We start from the raw sequence: 17150 nt of genomic DNA on the forward strand, positions 1-17150 counted from the left end.
GGAGCCCTCCGCCCGGCGACGGCACGAAGGACACCTGTGACCCACCTCCCGGCGGCAGCCTCCGCGGTGCTCGCCGGTCTGTGCCTGGCCCTCGCCGCGGCCTGCACGCCGACCCCGCCCGAGGTGGAGCAGCCGACCGTCACGCCGACGGCGACGCCCACCCCGACGCCCGCGCCGGTGCACACCGCCGAGCTGAGGCTCCCGCCCGGTCCGACGACCGTGCTCGACCTGCCGGATGCCGTGAGCCGCGCTGCCGCGGCCAGCACGACCTTCTACTCCAGCGCCCCGGTCGCGGTCCTGGCACCCGCCGACGACGTCGCCGCGCAGGTCCGGGCGGCCGGCATCGCCGTCACGCTCGGCGCTCCCCTCCTGCTGACCTCACCGACGACCGCGCCCGCCGTCGAACCGACGGCCCCGGCAGTCGATCCGGCGGTCGATCCGGCGGTCGATCCAGCAGTCGACCCGGCAGCGACACCCGACACGGGCGCACCGGCAGACCCCACGAGCATCGAGCTGGACAGGCTCGGGGTGCTGGCGGTGGTGACGGTCGGCGACGTCGGCTCGGACCTGACGTCCGTCGTCGGCGACGCGGCAGTCGTCGCAGCGCCCCAGGACGACGCGGAGCTCGCCGCCGTGCTGCTGATCGATCCTGATCCGGCGCCCATGCCGGCGACGGGCACCGAGCAGGCCACCGTCGCCGCCCTCGACCGCGACGCCCCGACGGTGCCGAGCAGCGCGGCCGACGAGGGACCGGCCGTCCGGGCGGCGTCGGCCACGTCACCGGCCACACCCGCACCCACGGAGCCGCCGTCCGGCGCCGCGCCGTCGGGCGCCTCGACACCGTCCCGTTCACCGTCGCCCACCGCGTCGGCCACGCCCACGCCGTCCGCCACGCCGGGCCCGGCCGAGACCGCACTGCCGTTGACCGAGCTCGCCGAACCGCTCGACGGTGGGCTGCTGCTGACGACGGGCGACCCGATGGACCTGGCCGCCCTGGCGACCGCGCGCGCGGCCGGCGTCACCGTCCTGACGGTGCCGACCGGCGACCCGCGGGCCGACAGCGCCACCGTGCGTGGTCTCGCCGACGCCGCCGCGACGAGCATCGTCGGGCTCGGCCCGGCCTTCGGCTCCGCGGAGACCCTGGCCTGGAAGTCGCAGACCGCGGCGACCGGGACCGAGCTGCCTGGCGGGGGTCAGCTCGTCTTCGCCGGGCGGCGCTTCGTCGCGCTGTACGGGACCCCGACCTTCCCGGCGCTCGGCGTCCTCGGGGAGCAGGATCCCGCGGCCAGCGTCGTGCGCGCCCAGGGGCTCGCCGCGCAGTACCAGGCGCTGACGTCGGACCTCGTCGTCCCCGCCTTCGAGATCATCGTGACGATCGCGTCGTCGGGAGCCGGGGCGGACGGCAACTACTCCAACGAGCTACCGGCCGAGAGCTTCATCCCGTGGATCGAGGCGGCGCGCGACGCGGGGGTCTACGTGGTGCTGGACCTGCAGCCGGGACGCACGGACTTCCTCACCCAGGCCAAGGCGTACGAGTCGCTGCTGCTCTACCCGAACGTCGGGCTGGCGCTCGACCCGGAGTGGCGACTGGCTCCCGACCAGGTGCACCTGCGCCAGATCGGCTCGGTGCACGTCGACGAGGTCAACGCCGTCGCGGCCTACCTCGCGGAGCTGACCCGGACCAACCACCTGCCGCAGAAGGTGCTCGTCCTGCACCAGTTCGTGCAGCGCATGATCCAGGGTCGCGAACTGGTCGACACCTCCCACGAGGAGGTGGCCGTGCTCATCCACGCGGACGGCCAGGGCAGCCAGGGCGCGAAGGCCGGGACCTGGGCCGCCCTGCACGAGGGCGCCCCCGCCGGTGTCCGCTGGGGCTGGAAGAACTTCCTGGACGAGGACGTCCCGGTGCTCGACCCGACGCAGACCTACCAGGTGGTGCCCACGCCGGAGTTCGTCAGCTACCAGTGACGAACGGGTCGGTCAGACCTTCGCGGACTGGCTGGGCAGGACGGCGAAGTAGGCGCGTGAGCTGGCGAGGGCGGCCCAGCGAGCCAGCACCTGCGGCGGGACCTCGAAGTCGCCGTTCGAGCCTGCGCTCGCACCGTCCACGGAGGACGAGGACGGGGACGGGGAGCTGGTGACTGCGTGATCGCCCATGACGCGCTTCTCTCGTTCGGTGGCCCGGCTGACCTCGAGGGTCCCGTGGCTTTGCGTCCCCACCTCGCGGCGGGTTTGCCCTTGTCGCTGACTCAACCAGGCTACGTGCGACACGCCGACGATGCACCCCTCGCCACCCGTTCGGCTCAGCCTTTTCACCCGCGCACGATCACTCCGGCCGCCCCAGTCCTCATCGCGGCCGGCACCCGGCCGATCAGAGAGGTGCCAGCATCCGATCTGGAGGGACCCGCGCGTGGAGGCAGTCGCCAGCATCAACGACCGGATCATGCAGATCCAGGCGCGGATCGCCCAGCTCGACGCGCCGCGACCTCGGGCCCAGGTGGGCCAGACGACCCCGATGGGCTCGATCGGCTCGGTCGGCTCGCTGACGACCGGCGCGCCGACATCGGCGACCGCCTTCGACCTGATCATGGACCAGGCGCTCGCGCAGACCGCGCCGGCCAGTGACGTCGTGGGTTCCGGCAAGGACAAGGTCAACGGCGACGGGATCCCCGTCGAGCTCCTCGGATACGGCAACGGCCGCATCCCCGGGAACGCGCTGAGCACCATCGCCGGTACCGGTCACTCCCTCTGGAGCCCGGCCGCACGGTCGTTCGAGGCCATGCGGGACGCGGCCGCGCGCGACGGTGTGACGATCGGGATCACCGACTCCTACCGCACCTACGAGAGCCAGGTCGACCTCGCCGAGCGCAAGGGGCTCTACTCCCAGGGTGGCCTTGCCGCCCGGCCCGGCACGAGCGACCACGGCTGGGGGGTCGCCATGGATCTCCGCCTCGACTCGACCGCGCAGTCGTGGATCCGGGCCAACGGCGCCACGTACGGGTTCACCGAGGACGTCCCGCGCGAGCCCTGGCACTGGGCGTACCGCCCGACCCACTGATCCGGCCCGATCCGGCCCGATCCGGCCCGGTCCGCCCTGACGTGGCTCAGTCCGGCCTGACGCGACACAGTCCTGACCCGGCGCGGCGGCCCTCATGCGTCACGTGCTCCGCGCAGCCGCACAGCCCGGCCGAGACCGAGCCGCAGGCCAGACCCGACCCTCAGATGACCAGGACGGACACCCGTCCGGCGCCGTAGCCGGCGATGTCGACCTCCATGTCGAGCCGGCTCACGTACGCCAGCACCCACTTGGCGATGTCCGGCGGCAGCATCTCGCGCGGCGCGTACGCCTCGTACAGCCGGACGTGCGGGGCGCCGTCGGCGTTGAACAGCGACGCCGCGACATTGAGGACTTCCGCGGTGTTGTCGTAGAGGGCGGGGGTCAGGAGCTCCTGCTCGACAGCGGCGCGTGCCCCGGCCGGCGGGAGCAGCGCGATGGCTGCCCCGACCTGCGCGGCGAGCGCCAGGTCCATCACGATCAGCGCCCGGAGCTTGAGCACGTCGTCGACGTACGCGCCGACGACAGCGCCGGGGTGCAGGTGCGGCTCGACGGCGCCCGTCCCGAGGACGGCGTCGACGTCCCGCCCGAGCAGCCCTTCGAAGAGCTCGCGGACCTCGAGGGCTGCCGGCAACGGCGTGGGCCTGGTCGCGGCGCTCATGCGAGGAAGGGGTCGATGGTGTCCCGGAACACCTCTGCGGTGAACGGTTTCGCGATCAGGAAGAGGGCGCCGGCGGTCTCGGCCTGCTCGCGCATCTCGGTCGAGCCCTCCGACGTCACGAACGCGAACGGGGTGTCGATGCCCTGCGCGCGCATGGCTCGCAACAGATCGATCCCGGAGAGCTCAGGCATGTTCCAGTCCGAGAGCACGAAGTCCGGCTCTTCGGCCTTGACGGTCTCGAGGGCCGCGGCGCCGTCCGGGGCCTCGATGATCTCCCACCAGTCGTAGCCGGCCTGGCGGAGCGTACGGATGACGATCTGCCGCATCACTCGGCTGTCGTCGGCTATTAGGACTCTCATCGGTACCACCTCGCTCGTGCGTCGTCACTCGTGTTCTTCGGGCTCATGGGGGCCCGTCCTGCGCGCCCGCTCATGGCAGCTGCCACAGGCTGATGATCAGGGGCCGTCCGCGCCAGTCGAGGACCAACCGGTGCAGCAGCGCGTCCGGGTCGGTCGCCGGCCGCTCGTGGGTGACCTGCGGCAGGGTCAGGGCGCCCGGGTCCGGCACCAGCGCCTTGACGTTGCCGCCCACGACGTTGGCCACCTCCCCGAGCGCGTCCACGATGTCACTGTCGTCGACCGGCTCGTCCGGCGCCATCGCCAGCAACGCGCGGGTGACCGCCAGCGCGGTCGAGCGCTCGGTGGTCAGCAGGACCCGGCCGGAGATCGGGCCGTGCACGTCGACCCAGGCGTGGATCTCGTCGACCAGAGCCGACTCGATGCCGTCCCAGACCCGCAGCAAGCCGGGCTCGCCGTCGATCATCGCGGCGAAGACCTCCGAGGCGATGTCGTAGATCGGGTCCGTGCCGGCGAACTGCTCCATGTCGATCTCGATGCTCATGCGGACTCCTGGAACTCGACCAGCCCGAGGAGCTGGAGCTTGTCCCGGATCGCGTCCGGGGTGAAGGGTTTGATCAGGTACTCATGGGCGCCGGCGGCCAGCGCCCGGACGATCTGGTCGTGCTCGGACTCCGTGGTGACCATCATGAGCGTCACGTCCCGCCAGCCGCGGTTCTCGCGGACGGCCACGACGAACTCGAGCCCGTTCATGACCGGCATGTTCCAGTCGATGCAGGCGAGGTCGACCTCGGTCCCGGACTCCAGGACATCGAGCGCCTCGCGGCCGTCGGCCGCCTCGACCGTCTCGAACCCGAGGGTGTGCAGCACCGCGGCGATGATCCTGCGCATCGTCCGCGAGTCGTCGATCACGAGCGCTCTCATGCTGCCCTCCGAGCTGTGAGGCGATAGACCGAGCCCCGACCGACAGGCACCCGCTCCCAGCCCTCGTCGATGCCGATGGTGGTCTCGGCCGCACCGAGGAGGAGGAAGGCTCCGGGTCGCAGGACCTTCTGGACCCGCCGCAGCACCTCCCGCTTGGTCGCCAGGTCGAAGTAGATGAGCACGTTGCGCAGGAACACGATGTCGAACGGGCCGCCCGCCGGTGGCGAGTCGAGCAGGTTGTGCTGGACGAAGCTGACCGCCGAGCGCAGGTGCGAGGCGATCTCCCACTCGTGCCCGACCCGGGTGAAGTGCTTGACGAGCATCGGTGCCGGCAGGCCGCGGTTGACCTCGAGCTGGCTGTAGCGGCCGGCCCTGCCGCGGGCGAGCATCTTCTCCGAGAGGTCCGTCGCGACGATCTTCAGCTGCGATGCGGGCACGAGGTTGGCCAGGGCCATCGCGATCGAGTAGGGCTCCTGACCGCTCGAGCAGGCGGCGGACCACACGCGCAGCGGCTGCGCCCCGATGGTCGACCGGACGCCGAGCACCTCCGGGACCACGTGCTCGACGAGCGCGGCGAACGGCTGGGCGTCCCGGAACCAGGACGTCTCGTTGGTGGTCAGAGCCTCGACGACGACCTCGAGGGCACCGGGCGACGGCGCGGTGCGGACGCCCCGGACGTAGGCGTCCACGTCGACGTGACCGGCGGCGCGGGCCAGCGGGAGCAGCCGGCTCTCGACGAGGTACTCCTTGCCGGGATCGAGCTGGATGGCGCTGCGTCGCCGGACGAGGTCGGCGACGAAGGAGAAGGTGTCCACTGTCAGGCTCATGCGCCGGCTCCGCCCACGTGGGCGACCTGCGACGTCGCTCGGGTGATCGCAGCCGCGACCTCGTCGACCGGAAGGATCACGTGCGCGAGCCCCGCCGTGGCGACCGCACCGGGCATCCCCCACACCACGCTGGACTCCTCGTCCTGCACGATGGTGACGCCCCCGGCAGCCACGACGCCCTCGCAGCCGACGCGGCCGTCCGCGCCCATCCCGGTCAGGACCACGGCGAGCAGGTCACCGCCGTAGACGTCGACGGCCGAGCGGAACATCACGTCGACCGACGGTCGGCAGAAGTTGACCGGCGGGCCCTGGTTGAGGGTGATCCGGGCACCGGCCGCCGTCCGCATCAGTCCGAGGTGGTAGTCGCCGGGCGCGATGTAGACGGTCCCCGGTGCGAGGTCCTCGCCGCCGGCGGCCTCGACCACGGTGCTGGGCCCGAGGCGGTCGAGCCGGGTCGCGAGCTGTCGGGTGAAGACCGGTGGCATGTGCTGGACGATCACCACGGGTACCGGCAGCGGTGACGTGAGGTTGCGCAGCACCCGGGACAGCGCCTCCGGACCGCCGGTCGACGAGCCGATGAGCACCGCACGGATCGGGCGGGGCGGGCCGTCCGGCCTCGGCCGCGGCCGGGTGGCACGCGGTGCCCCGAGCGGCGGTCGCGCCGCTGCTCCACCGGTGGCCACCGCGCCGGCGCTCGCCCGGAGGGCCGCCAGACCGCCCGGCCGCGGCACGAGGGCCTTGATCCGCGGGATGAGCTGGTCGGCGACCTGCGCGAGCGACTGCTGGACGCTGCCGACGTTGCTCGGCTTGGTCACGTAGTCGGTGGCCCCGGCGGCCAGGGCGTCGAGCGTCGCGGACGCCCCGCGCTCGGTCAGGGTCGAGAACATGATGATCGGCACCCGGTTGCCGGCGCGGCGAAGCGCGCGCACCGCGTCGATGCCGTCCATGATCGGCATCTCGATGTCCATCGTGATGATGTCCGGGGCGTGCTGCTCGACCTTGTTGAGCGCGATCTGGCCGTTCGCCGCGACCCCGACGACCTCGATCGCCGGGTCGGACGAGAGCGCGTCGGTCACGAGTCGGCGGACGACGACCGAGTCGTCGACCACCAGGACTCTGATCCGTGCCACCGAGCCTCCAACGTTGTCCGCGCGGAAGTCCGCGACACCTGTCAGATCGACCGGGTGGCCGACCTTGTGAGCCGAACGATCCGCTCGCGGGGGTGAAGCCGTGACCTGGCCGGCGCAAGAGCCCGGCCGGCGCGAGGGCTCAGGCGGCGCGCGGGCTCGGCCGGCGCGAGAGCCCGGCCGCCGCGCGGGCTCAGAAGGTGAATCGGCCGACCGACTCCTCGAGCTCGGCGGACATCCGTGCGACGTCCTCCACGCGCAGCCCCATCCGGACGCTGATCTCGCTCGAGGAGCGCGCGGTCTCCGCGATCCCCGCGAGGTTGCCGGCGATCTCGCTCGAGCTCGACGCGGCGTCGACGATCGAGCGCGACATCTCGTTGGTCGTCGCCGTCTGCTCCTCCACGGCCGAGGCGATCGTCTGCTGGTAGTCGTTGATCGACGTGATGACCTGCGACACCTCGCTGATCGCCGCGACGGCGGATGCCGCCTGGCCGCTGTTGGCCGCGATCCGCTTGGCGATGTCCTCGGCCGCCTGGCCCGACTCGCGAGCGAGCTCCTTGACCTCACCGGCGACGACGGCGAAGCCTCGACCGGCCTCCCCGGCGCGTGCCGCCTCGATGGTCGCGTTGAGCGCCAGGAGGTTCGTCTGCGCGGCGATCGACGTGATGACCTTGACCACGTCGCCGATCTCCGCGGCGCTCGCGCCGAGCTCGGTGACGCTCACCGCCGCACGCTCCGACAGGGCCACCGCCCTGGTCGCGACCATCGCCGCCTCGTGCGCGTTGTGCGAGATCTCGCGGATCGAGGCACCCATCTGCTCGGCGCCGGTCGCGACGCTCTGCACGTTGCTGCTCACCTGCTGCGCCGCTGCGGCGACCACCACCGTCGTCGTGCTGGACTCCTCGGCACCGTCCCGGACCTGCTGGGCCGCGGCCGACATCTCGTGCGCGGCGTTCGCCATCGCCAGGGCATGGCGGACGACGCCGGCCAGGGTCGCGCGCAACGCCTCCTGCGCGGTGGCCAGCGCGGCGGCCATCTGACCCAGCTCGTTGCGCCCGACGACGCGGGCCGGGACCGTCAGGTCGCCGCCGGCCATCGCCTCGAGGGAGTGCTGCACGGCGGCCACCGACCGCCGGATGGAGCCCGCCGTGGCGAGACCGAACGCGACCAGGCCGGCGACGGCGACGAGCATGCCGATGAGGACGACCCGCAGCGCCTGGTCCGACGCGGCCGCCGCGGCGTCCTTGCCGAGCTCCAGGCGGCTCGTGACGTCGGCGAGGACGAGGTCGAGCTCGCGCTGGTACGTGAGCGCGAGCGGCTCGGCGCTGGTGCCCAGGACGCGGACGTACTCGGCGCCGTCCTCCGACTGCGCGGCCGGCACGAGCTGCTCGTCGCGGACGGTCTGCCACTGCGCGTAGGCGTCGACGAAGGCGGTCCAGCCCTCGAGATCCGACCCTCCGGCCGCCTCGACCATCGCCATGTCGGTTGTCACCTGGCCGTCGTTGGTCCCCTGGCGCGCAAGCCACGGCTGCTGCAGGCCCGGCTGCCGGACGGCGGCGATCTGGGCCACGATGGCGCTCGCCTCGGCCAGGTTCTCGCGGATCCGGTAGACCGGTGCAGCGATCTCCTGCTGGCTCCGGACGATCTCCGCGGTGTCCTGCGCGACCTGGCGCATCGCTTCGACGGTGCTGAGCGTGAGCAGTCCGCCGACGACCGCGAAGGCCGCGACGAGCGCGACGATCCGGGTTCGCACCGACGCATCGGCGAGCCTGGGCAAGCGGCGTCCGGTGCGCGTCGGCGGGTCGCCCGGGACCGATCGGCCAACCGGCTCGACGGCCTGGTCGGCGGGCTCGAGGGCCTCGTCGGTCGGGGCCGGCGCGCTGTCCGACGCGGCCCTCAGGTCACTGGTCGGACGGACCCGCGCCACGATCGGTGCGATCAGCCGACGCCCGATGGTGCGCGCGGATGGCCGGGTGGTGATCTGCGGCGTCCGTGCCGCTACTGGTGCCGTCATGGCTCCCTGCTCCTTGCGGTGGTGCGGTCCTGGGACCGGAACTTCCTCGGGTGCTCCGTCGCCTAGAGCGCGAAGGAGTCGATCTGGGTGCGGAGGTTGGCGGACATCTGGGCGAGCTCGGCGACCGAGTCCTGCATCTGGGCCAGGACCTCGGTCGAGGACGCCGCCGCGGTGGCGACCCCGGTGATGTTGACCGCGATCTCCCCCGACCCGGTCGCCGCCTCGGTCACCCCACGAGACATCTCGTTGGTCGTGGCCGTCTGCTCCTCCACAGCACTGGCGATCGTCAGCTGGTAGTCGTTGATCTGCGCGATGATCGCCGAGATCTCACCGATCGCCGCCACCGCACCAGTGGTATCGGCCTGGATCGCCTCGACCCGCCGAGCGATGTCCTCAGTGGCCCGCGCCGTCTCCTGAGCCAGCTCCTTGACCTCACCGGCCACCACCGCGAACCCCTTGCCCGCCTCACCGGCCCGCGCCGCCTCGATCGTGGCATTGAGCGCCAACAAGTTCGTCTGCTCGGCGATCGAGGTGATCACCTTGACCACGTTGCCGATCTCCTGGCTCGAGGTCCCCAGCTTGGCCACCGACTCGTTGGTCGAAGCCGCCACATCCGTGGCCCGCGCCGCGACCTTCGCCGCCTCGTTCGCGTTCTGCGCGATCTCCCGGATCGAAGCACCCATCTGCTCAGCACCCGCCGCCACCGCCTGAACGTTGCGCGAGACCTGCTCAGCAGCCGCAGCCACCACACCCGCCTGCACACTCGTCTCGTCCGCAGCGGACGCCGCCTCCGAGCCGCTCGAGGCGACCCCGCCGAGGCCCGAGGCGAGGGACTGCGCCGCCTGCGACATCTCGGCCAGCGTGGTGTGCATCCGGGCGGCAGCGGTGTCGATCGCCGCGGCGGCCTGACCGACCTCGTCGCGCCGGTCGACACCACTGACGCGGGTCAGGTCACCGGTGGCGATCCCCTCGGCGACGTAGCAGACCCGGGCCAACGAGCCGCCGATGCGGCGGGCCGTCCACCCCCCGGCCGCGATCGTGAAGACGGTGCCGACGGTGGCCAGCACGGCGACCGGAGCCAGCAGCTCCTGGGCGCCGGCGTCCCGCCGCGCGCCGAGCAGGACGATCACGACGATGCCGACCAGCGAGAGCAGGAAGCCGCTGAAGGCGACGGAGAACTTGGTCAGGAACGGCAGGTCCCCCAGCCAACCGGCCAGACCGCGGTGGTGCCCGCCCAGGTAGGAGGGCTGAGACGGGACCGCGATGACGGTGGCGGTGGCCATGAGTGACTCCGGGTCGATGGGCGTTGTAGGCGCTCACCCCATCGGCCGGCGCAGTCGTCGGATGAGACGAAGCGCGCCGGCCGATGCGAGTGGCGGATCAGTAGGTGAAGGCCTCGACGCGGTTGCGCAGTTCGGCTGCCATCCGGGCCAGCTCGTCGGTCGAGCTGCCCATCTGGGCCAGGACCTCGCTGGAGGACGAGGCCGCCGTGGCCACCCCGGTGATGTTGGCCGCGATCTCCCCCGACCCGGTCGCCGCCTCGGTCACCCCACGGGACATCTCGTTGGTCGTGGCCGTCTGCTCCTCCACAGCACTGGCGATCGTCAGCTGGTAGTCGTTGATCTGCGCGATGATCGTGGCGATCTCGCCGATCGCGGTGACCGCCGAGGCCGTCTGGGTCTGGTTCGCCGAGATCCGGGTGGCGATGTCCTCGGCCGCCCGGGCCGACTCCTGAGCCAGCTCCTTGACCTCACCGGCCACCACCGCGAACCCCTTGCCCGCCTCACCGGCCCGCGCCGCCTCGATCGTGGCATTGAGCGCCAACAGGTTCGTCTGCTCGGCGATCGAGGTGATCACCTTGACCACGTTGCCGATCTCCTTCGCGCTGGCCCCCAGCTCACTGACCGTCGTGGCCGTGTTCTCGGAGAACTGCACCGCCTGCGCCGCGACCTTCGCCGCCTCGTTGGCGTTCTGCGCGATCTCCCGGATCGAGGCACCCATCTGCTCGGCACCCGCCGCCACCGCCTGAACGTTGCGCGAGACCTGCTCAGCAGCCGCAGCCACCACACCCGCCTGGGCACTGGTCTCCTCCGAGCCGGCCGCCACCTGCGTGTTGGCCGCCGACAGCTCCTCAGCCGCCGCAGCGACCATGCCCGCGGAGTCGACGACGCCGCTCACCAGAGCCTGCAGGGCCTCCTGGGCGGCGATCAGGCCCCGAGCCATCTGACCGATCTCGTCCTCGGTGAAGACCTCCGGGCGGACCGTCAGGTCCCCGGTGGCCATCGCGTCGACGGACACCTTCACGGCGAGGACGGAGCGGCGCATCGCGTTGGCGATCACGACGCCCAGGAGACCCGTCAGGATCACGCCGACGAGGACGACGACGATCGAGGTCGTGATCGCTGCCTGCGCCTCGGTCTCCGCACGGGCCGCGATCTCAGCCATCGTGGTGCCGACCTCGGCCTCGACGTCCGTGAGGTTGCCGATCATCGCCGCGCCCAGGTCCGCAGCGCCGCCGTCGCGGAGCCTGACCCACTCCTCGCGGTCGTCGGCCATCGCCGCGGCCATGAGGTCGCCGTCGACCATCTCGCGGTACGAGGTCAGCGAGGTGGTGAACTCGTCCCACTGCTCCGGGGCGTCGCCTTGCACCGCGACGAACTTCGCGACGAAGGTCTCCGCGGCGGTGTCGAGCTTCGCGTACGCGTCCTGCAGCTTGTCGAACTGGACCTGCTTGCCCGCGCCCTGGTAGGCGGGGACCGCCGTGATCGTCAGCCGCACGCCCCACATCGCGTCCTTGAGGCCTGCGAGCGACGCGCTCACGGTGGCCTGGGTCTCGGCCAGCTCCTTGGCGTCGTTCTTGATCGTCGTCATCGAGATGCTGGTGAAGACCCCGAGACCTGCGGTGAACACCGCGAACACGCCGACGAGGGCGAGGATCTTGGTCCGGACCGAGCCCTGGCGCAGCAGGCGCGGACCACGGGGCGCCGACGACGACGCTGAGGTCTGGGGGGGACGGACGGGGTTGGTGCTCACGGCGGGCTCCCGGTGTCGATGCTCGGTCGCCGAACAGATCGGCAGCCACGGCAGATCGGTGACGCGTGGCCGTTGTGACATGTGTCACTCGGGGGTCCGGTGCGGTGCAGCTCGGGTGCAGCTCGGGTGCAGCTCGGGTGCAGCTCGGGTCACGACGGACAGCAGGACGCCGGCAGCACCGCAAGGTGCCACCGGCGTCCGGTCGTGCTGGGTCAGGAGCCTGGCTCGGTCAGGAGCCGGGCTCGGTCAGAAGGTGAAGGCTGCCACCTGGGTGCGGAGGTTGGCGGACATCTGGGCGAGCTCGGCGACCGAGTCCTGCATCTGGGCCAGGACCTCGGTCGAGGACGCCGCCGCGGTGGCGACCCCGGTGATGTTGACCGCGATCTCCCCCGACCCGGTCGCCGCCTCGGTCACCCCACGAGACATCTCGTTGGTCGTGGCCGTCTGCTCCTCCACAGCACTGGCGATCGTCAGCTGGTAGTCGTTGATCTGCGCGATGATCGCCGAGATCTCACCGATCGCCGCCACCGCACCAGTGGTATCGGCCTGGATCGCCTCGACCCGCCGAGCGATGTCCTCAGTGGCCCGCGCCGTCTCCTGAGCCAGCTCCTTGACCTCACCGGCCACCACCGCGAACCCCTTGCCCGCCTCACCGGCCCGCGCCGCCTCGATCGTGGCATTGAGCGCCAACAAGTTCGTCTGCTCGGCGATCGAGGTGATCACCTTGACCACGTTGCCGATCTCCTGGCTCGAGGTCCCCAGCTTGGCCACCGACTCGTTGGTCGAAGCCGCCACATCCGTGGCCCGCGCCGCGACCTTCGCCGCCTCGTTCGCGTTCTGCGCGATCTCCCGGATCGAAGCACCCATCTGCTCAGCACCCGCCGCCACCGCCTGAACGTTGCGCGAGACCTGCTCAGCAGCCGCAGCCACCACACCCGCCTGCACACTCGTCTCCTCCGAGCCGGCCGCCACCTGCGCACCGGCGGCGGACATCTCCTCGCTCGCCGCCGCGATCGTGCCGGTCGCCTCGAGCACCTCGCCGAAGGTCGCCCGAAGGGCCGCCTGCGCGGTCCGCATCGAGGCTGCCATCTGCCCGATCTCGTCGGTGCTGCTGACGTCGGCCTCGACCGTGAGGTCACCGGCCGCCATGGCGTCGAGCGAGGTCCTGACCTTGTTCAGGGCTGTGCGGATGGCCTTCGCGACGTACAGGCCCAGCAGGCCGGTCACGAGAAGGCCGGCGACGAGAACGCCGATCATGAGCCGGGTGCGGGACTGCTCCTCGGCCGCCGACTCCGCGGCCACGCTCCCGGTGTAGGCGACGATCTCGGCCGCTGTCGCGTCGAGGGCGTCGACGTACACACCCTTCACCGGCTCGGCCACGTCCAACAGGATCTGCTCGAACTCGACCCGGTCGTCCGCGAGGGCTGCCGGCAGCAGCTGGGTGTCGCGGATCGACGTCCACTCGGCCCAGCCGGCGACGAAGACCGGCCAGGACTGGCTCTGCCCGGTCCCGATCGCCGCCTCGAAGGCCGCCATCGCACCCGCGACCTCGGCGTCGTTGCTCTCCTGGTCGGCCAGCCAGGCTTCCTTGTCGGCGTCCGAGGTCGCCGCGGCGATCTGGGCAATGATCATCCGCGCCTTGAGCTGGCCCTGGTGGACGGTCTGCAATGGTGCGGAGACGGTGGCCTGGATCATCGCGAGGGTCTCGGTGTTGTCAGCGAGGTCGGCCATGCCGGTCAGCGCCACCGTCCCGCTGACGGCCGAGGCCGTCGCGAAGAGGGCGACGAGGCCGATGATCTTGATTCGCACGGACAGGTTGGCGAACCATCCGGCGCCGCGCTGCGGCGCAGGCGCCGACGTACCGGCCGCGGGGCGACCCGTGGGGGCCGAGCTGCCGGTGCTGCCGGACCGTTGGACCGGCACGACGTGCTCACGGACGGGGGCGAGGGTGGGGGTGGAGGACATCGTGGCTCCTTCGGGACTGCCCGGAGGGGGCCGGGCAATGGTCGTCCCATCGGCTGGGACGCGGGGATGGTCAGTGGGCGCTGCTACGCCGAGGTCGCGCGGTCGACGTCGAGAGCGAGCAGGAGGCCGCGCTCGAGCTTGTAGGCGCCGAGGATCACGTCGCGCAGCGCGGCGGGCAGGGTGTCCGGTGGGGTCTCGAACTGGGAGTCGTCGACGTCGATCACGTCGCCGATCTCGTCGACCAACAGGCTGACGGGTTCGCCGTCCACCTGGACGACGACCATCATCGGCTCGGCGTCGGCCGCAAGGGGTGGCAGGCCGAGGCGGACCCGGAGGTCGACCGTCAGGACGACCTGACCGCGCAGGTTCACGAGCCCGGCGATCCCGGGCGGGGCGAGCGGTACGGGGGTCCTGGCCTGGAACCGGAGGGCCTCCTGCACGTGCAGGACGTCGACGCCGTAGTGCGCGCCGTCCAGCACGAAGGTCGCCAGCTGCTGACTCATCTCACACCTCCACGAGCTCGCGACGGCCGAGCCGGCCGGCGTCGTCGGACTCGGCAACGTCGGTGGACCCCGCGAGGTCGTCGTCGTCCGGGCCGACACTGAAGAAGAACGGATCGGCCTCGGCGACGGCTGCCCGCACGTCGAGCAGCTCGGTCACCCGCTCCTTGAGGACCGTCGAGCCGACCAGGCCGTGGTCACCCACGTCGCTGTGCCGGGCGGCGTCGTCGTCCACGATGTCGACGATCTCGTCGACCACGATCGCGACGCTTCGCCCGCCGTGCGAGTACACCACCACGGTGAGCTCGTCCTGGGCGTCGAACGAGCTCATGCTGCCGAGGATGCGGTCCAGCCGGACGACCGGCGTGATCGCACCGCGGTACTGCACGACCTCGCGGCCACCGACATGCTCCACGACGCCGGCCGGCAGCTTCTCCAGCCGGGTCACGGCCGAGAGCGGGATCGCCACCCGGCGGCCGTCGCCGATCCCGGCGACGAGCACCTGGACGGTCTCCCGGACGACGACGTCGGCTGCGGCGCCTGTCGCGCCGTCCGCGTCGGCCAGCTCGCCGATCATCGCCCTGCGGCCGATGGCCTGGACGTCGAGGATGAGCGAGACCCGCCCGTCCCCCATCAGCGTGGCGCCGGCGTACAGGCCGATCGCCTTGAGCCGGCCGGAGAGCGGCTTGACCACGATCTCCTCGGTGTTGAGCACGCGGTCGACAACCAGGCCGAAGCGCTGGGTGTCGGCCTGCAGGACGGCGATCACGGTGCCGCCGCTCTCCGGGCGGGCCGGGGCCGCGAAGACCTCACGGAGGTCCACCAACGGCAGCAGCTCGCCGCGCAGGCGATAGACGGGTGCGGAGCGCACGTACTCGATCGCGCCGGAGGTCTGGGCGTCGAGTGCCACCAGCTCGAGCAGGCTGACCTGCGGGATCGCGTAGAGCTGGCGGTCGCACTCGATCGTGAGCGCGGGCATGATCGCGAGCGTCAACGGGATCCGCAGCCGCCACGTCGTGCCGCGGCCGACGACGGACTCCACGTCTACCGTGCCACCGATCGCCTCGATCCGGGTCTTGACCACGTCCATCCCCACGCCACGCCCGGAGACGTTCGTGACCGCTGCGGCCATCGAGAAGCCGGGCAGGAAGAGCAGGTGGAGGAGCTCGGCATTCGCCATCGCGGCGACCTGCTCGGTGGTCCGCAGACCGCGCTCGACGGCCTTGGCCGCCACCCGCTCGGGGTCGATGCCCTTGCCGTCGTCGGTGACCTCGACGACCACCTGTCCACCCGCGTGGTAGGCGCGCAGGGTCAGCAGGCCCTGCGCGGCCTTGCCCGCCGCGAGGCGGTCGTCCGGGGCCTCGAGGCCATGGTCGACCGCGTTGCGGATGAGGTGCGTCAGGGGGTCCTTGACGGCCTCGAGCAGGGTGCGGTCGAGCTCGGTGTCGCCGCCGACCATCTCGAGGCGCACCTGCCGCTCGCAGGCCGCGGCGAGGTCGCGGACCATCCGCGGCACCTTGGACCAGACGTGCTCGATGGGCTGCATGCGCGTCTTCATGACGCCCTCCTGCAGCTCGGAGGCGATCAGGCTCAGGCGCTGGGACGCCCGCACCAGGTCCATGTCGACGTTGCCGTCAGCCAGGCGTGTGATCGCGTTGCGGGCGAGCACCAGCTCGCCGACCTGGCGCATCAGGGCGTCGAGCAGGTCGACGTCCACCCGGATCGAGCCTTCGGACGCGCTGCGCGACGTCGTGGCGTCGGCGGGTGCCGCTTCCGGTGCGGGCGGTGGGGTCAGGACGGGCTCGGCCACGGCAGCCTCCGAGGAGTGGACGGGGTGGTGCTGGGAGGGCACCTCAGTGATGCGGGCGTGCACCGACGACGTGTCGGCGACCTGCGCTGCGGCGACCTTCTCCGGGGTCCTCCGCCGGGCGACGATCTTCCGGCCGGTGGTCTTCGGGGTCGCGGCCGTCGGCGCAACGGGCGCCGCGGGCTCGACGGGCGCGGGGGTCTCCGCGAGCGCCACGGGTGCAGCGGCCGCCACGGGTGCAGCGGGCCGCGCGTCGTCGACCGTTGCGACGATCTGAGTCGGCGCGACGGCGTCGGGCACGGCAGGCGCGTCGGGCACGGCAGGCGCGTCGGGCACGGCAGGCACGACGGGCACGGCAGGCACGACGGGCGGGGCCACGACGTCGTCGGCCGGGGCAACCACCTCGGCGGGCGCGTCGTCGGCGACCGGCATCCTGGCCTCGAGGACCGTGCGGATCCGGGCGACGATCGGGGCGACGTCGAGCCCGCCCTCGGTGCCGTCGGCCTCGATCGAGCCGAGGATCAGGCGCACGGTGTCCACCATCGCGAGCAGCACGTCCGTCGTCGGCAGGTCCATCGATCGGCGGCCGTCGCGCAGCTCGACCAGGAGGTTCTCGCCGGCGTGGGTCACCGCCTCGAGCGTGTTGAACGCCAGGAAGCCGCTCGTGCCCTTGATCGTGTGGATCGTCCGGAAGATGCTGCTGAGCAGCTCGCGTGAGTCAGGGGTCCGCTCGAGCGCCACCAGGTCGGAGTCCAGCTGGTCGAGGTTCTCATGGCTCTCGACCAGGAACTCATGGACGATCTCATCGAGGTCCTCCAACGTACCCTCCGTGCTCGCGGCGACGGAATCAGTTCCGCCGCACCGACTCTGGGATCGGCCGA

The 17150-nt window shown here is 71.9% G+C and carries 14 protein-coding genes, 1 pseudogene and 1 riboswitch; of the genes and pseudogenes, 2 read left to right on the forward strand and 13 right to left on the reverse strand.

Going from position 1 to position 17150, the window contains the following annotated elements; genetic code table 11:
* Positions 1 to 36: 36 nt before the first annotated feature.
* On the forward strand, positions 37 to 1968 hold the full coding sequence (locus K415_RS0106435; protein WP_024286261.1) for a hypothetical protein: 1932 nt from the start codon (positions 37 to 39) through the stop codon (positions 1966 to 1968).
* 12 nt (positions 1969 to 1980) lie between these two features.
* Here the strand turns inward: K415_RS0106435 and K415_RS23885 are convergent, their stop codons facing one another.
* Positions 1981 to 2157: a hypothetical protein gene (locus K415_RS23885; RefSeq protein WP_155859384.1), complete on the reverse strand. Its 177-nt coding sequence runs from the start codon at positions 2155 to 2157 to the stop codon at positions 1981 to 1983.
* 15 nt (positions 2158 to 2172) lie between these two features.
* Positions 2173 to 2247: riboswitch (cyclic di-GMP riboswitch) on the reverse strand.
* A 163-nt stretch (positions 2248 to 2410) separates the two neighbouring features.
* Here K415_RS23885 and K415_RS0106445 point away from each other — a divergent pair.
* Positions 2411 to 3058 (forward strand): D-alanyl-D-alanine carboxypeptidase family protein, encoded by a 648-nt coding sequence (locus K415_RS0106445; protein WP_024286262.1) that lies wholly within the window; start codon positions 2411 to 2413, stop codon positions 3056 to 3058.
* Between the two features lie 160 nt (positions 3059 to 3218).
* Here K415_RS0106445 and K415_RS0106450 read toward each other — a convergent pair whose 3' ends face one another.
* The 12 genes and pseudogenes from K415_RS0106450 to K415_RS0106505 all read right to left on the reverse strand — a co-directional run bounded on the left by K415_RS0106450 (position 3219) and on the right by K415_RS0106505 (position 17088).
* The gene (locus K415_RS0106450; RefSeq protein WP_024286263.1) at positions 3219 to 3716 is read right to left on the reverse strand and encodes a hypothetical protein; all 498 of its coding nucleotides are present in this window, start codon (positions 3714 to 3716) and stop codon (positions 3219 to 3221) included.
* On the reverse strand, positions 3713 to 4075 hold the full coding sequence (locus K415_RS0106455; RefSeq protein WP_024286264.1) for a response regulator: 363 nt from the start codon (positions 4073 to 4075) through the stop codon (positions 3713 to 3715). The genes K415_RS0106450 and K415_RS0106455 overlap by 4 nt, the downstream gene beginning before the upstream one ends.
* A gap of 70 nt (positions 4076 to 4145) precedes the next feature.
* Positions 4146 to 4616: a chemotaxis protein CheX gene (locus K415_RS0106460; RefSeq protein WP_024286265.1), complete on the reverse strand. Its 471-nt coding sequence runs from the start codon at positions 4614 to 4616 to the stop codon at positions 4146 to 4148.
* The gene (locus tag K415_RS0106465) at positions 4613 to 4996 is read right to left on the reverse strand and encodes a response regulator (RefSeq protein WP_024286266.1); all 384 of its coding nucleotides are present in this window, start codon (positions 4994 to 4996) and stop codon (positions 4613 to 4615) included. Before K415_RS0106465 ends, K415_RS0106460 begins: the two co-directional genes overlap by 4 nt.
* Positions 4993 to 5823: a protein-glutamate O-methyltransferase CheR gene (locus K415_RS0106470; protein WP_024286267.1), complete on the reverse strand. Its 831-nt coding sequence runs from the start codon at positions 5821 to 5823 to the stop codon at positions 4993 to 4995. Before K415_RS0106470 ends, K415_RS0106465 begins: the two co-directional genes overlap by 4 nt.
* Positions 5820 to 6953 carry a chemotaxis response regulator protein-glutamate methylesterase gene (locus K415_RS0106475; RefSeq protein ID WP_024286268.1) on the reverse strand — a complete coding sequence of 378 codons (1134 nt, stop codon included), beginning with the start codon at positions 6951 to 6953 and terminating at the stop codon, positions 5820 to 5822. Before K415_RS0106475 ends, K415_RS0106470 begins: the two co-directional genes overlap by 4 nt.
* 190 nt (positions 6954 to 7143) lie before the next feature.
* Complete coding sequence (locus K415_RS0106480; protein WP_024286269.1) at positions 7144 to 8964, reverse strand: methyl-accepting chemotaxis protein; 1821 nt, start codon at positions 8962 to 8964, stop codon at positions 7144 to 7146.
* A gap of 62 nt (positions 8965 to 9026) precedes the next feature.
* Positions 9027 to 9743: pseudogene (locus K415_RS0106485) on the reverse strand (methyl-accepting chemotaxis protein); the annotation flags it as partial.
* 601 nt (positions 9744 to 10344) lie between these two features.
* Entirely contained in the window at positions 10345 to 11997 is a 1653-nt protein-coding gene (locus tag K415_RS0106490) for a methyl-accepting chemotaxis protein (RefSeq protein ID WP_024286271.1), read from the reverse strand.
* A 246-nt stretch (positions 11998 to 12243) separates the two neighbouring features.
* The gene (locus K415_RS0106495) at positions 12244 to 13962 is read right to left on the reverse strand and encodes a methyl-accepting chemotaxis protein (protein ID WP_024286272.1); all 1719 of its coding nucleotides are present in this window, start codon (positions 13960 to 13962) and stop codon (positions 12244 to 12246) included.
* A gap of 83 nt (positions 13963 to 14045) precedes the next feature.
* Entirely contained in the window at positions 14046 to 14465 is a 420-nt protein-coding gene (locus K415_RS0106500) for a chemotaxis protein CheW (protein WP_024286273.1), read from the reverse strand.
* Position 14466: 1 nt separating this feature from the next.
* Entirely contained in the window at positions 14467 to 17088 is a 2622-nt protein-coding gene (locus tag K415_RS0106505) for a chemotaxis protein CheA (RefSeq protein WP_024286274.1), read from the reverse strand.
* Positions 17089 to 17150 lie beyond the last annotated feature (62 nt).

It is taken from the genome of Cellulomonas sp. KRMCY2, assembly GCF_000526515.1.
Classification (GTDB): domain Bacteria; phylum Actinomycetota; class Actinomycetes; order Actinomycetales; family Cellulomonadaceae; genus Actinotalea.

Bases quoted from the DNA above. Each gene is read 5' to 3' on its own strand.
- K415_RS0106465 (WP_024286266.1), bottom strand. From the start codon at position 4,996: ATGAGAGCGCTCGTGATCGACGACTCGCGGACGATGCGCAGGATCATC.
- K415_RS0106470 (WP_024286267.1), bottom strand. From the start codon at position 5,823: ATGAGCCTGACAGTGGACACCTTCTCCTTCGTCGCCGACCTCGTCCGG.
- K415_RS0106495 (WP_024286272.1), bottom strand. From the start codon at position 13,962: ATGTCCTCCACCCCCACCCTCGCCCCCGTCCGTGAGCACGTCGTGCCG.
- K415_RS0106450 (WP_024286263.1), bottom strand. From the start codon at position 3,716: ATGAGCGCCGCGACCAGGCCCACGCCGTTGCCGGCAGCCCTCGAGGTC.
- K415_RS23885 (WP_155859384.1), bottom strand. From the start codon at position 2,157: ATGGGCGATCACGCAGTCACCAGCTCCCCGTCCCCGTCCTCGTCCTCC.
- K415_RS0106455 (WP_024286264.1), bottom strand. From the start codon at position 4,075: ATGAGAGTCCTAATAGCCGACGACAGCCGAGTGATGCGGCAGATCGTC.
- K415_RS0106460 (WP_024286265.1), bottom strand. From the start codon at position 4,616: ATGAGCATCGAGATCGACATGGAGCAGTTCGCCGGCACGGACCCGATC.
- K415_RS0106480 (WP_024286269.1), bottom strand. From the start codon at position 8,964: ATGACGGCACCAGTAGCGGCACGGACGCCGCAGATCACCACCCGGCCA.
- K415_RS0106500 (WP_024286273.1), bottom strand. From the start codon at position 14,465: ATGAGTCAGCAGCTGGCGACCTTCGTGCTGGACGGCGCGCACTACGGC.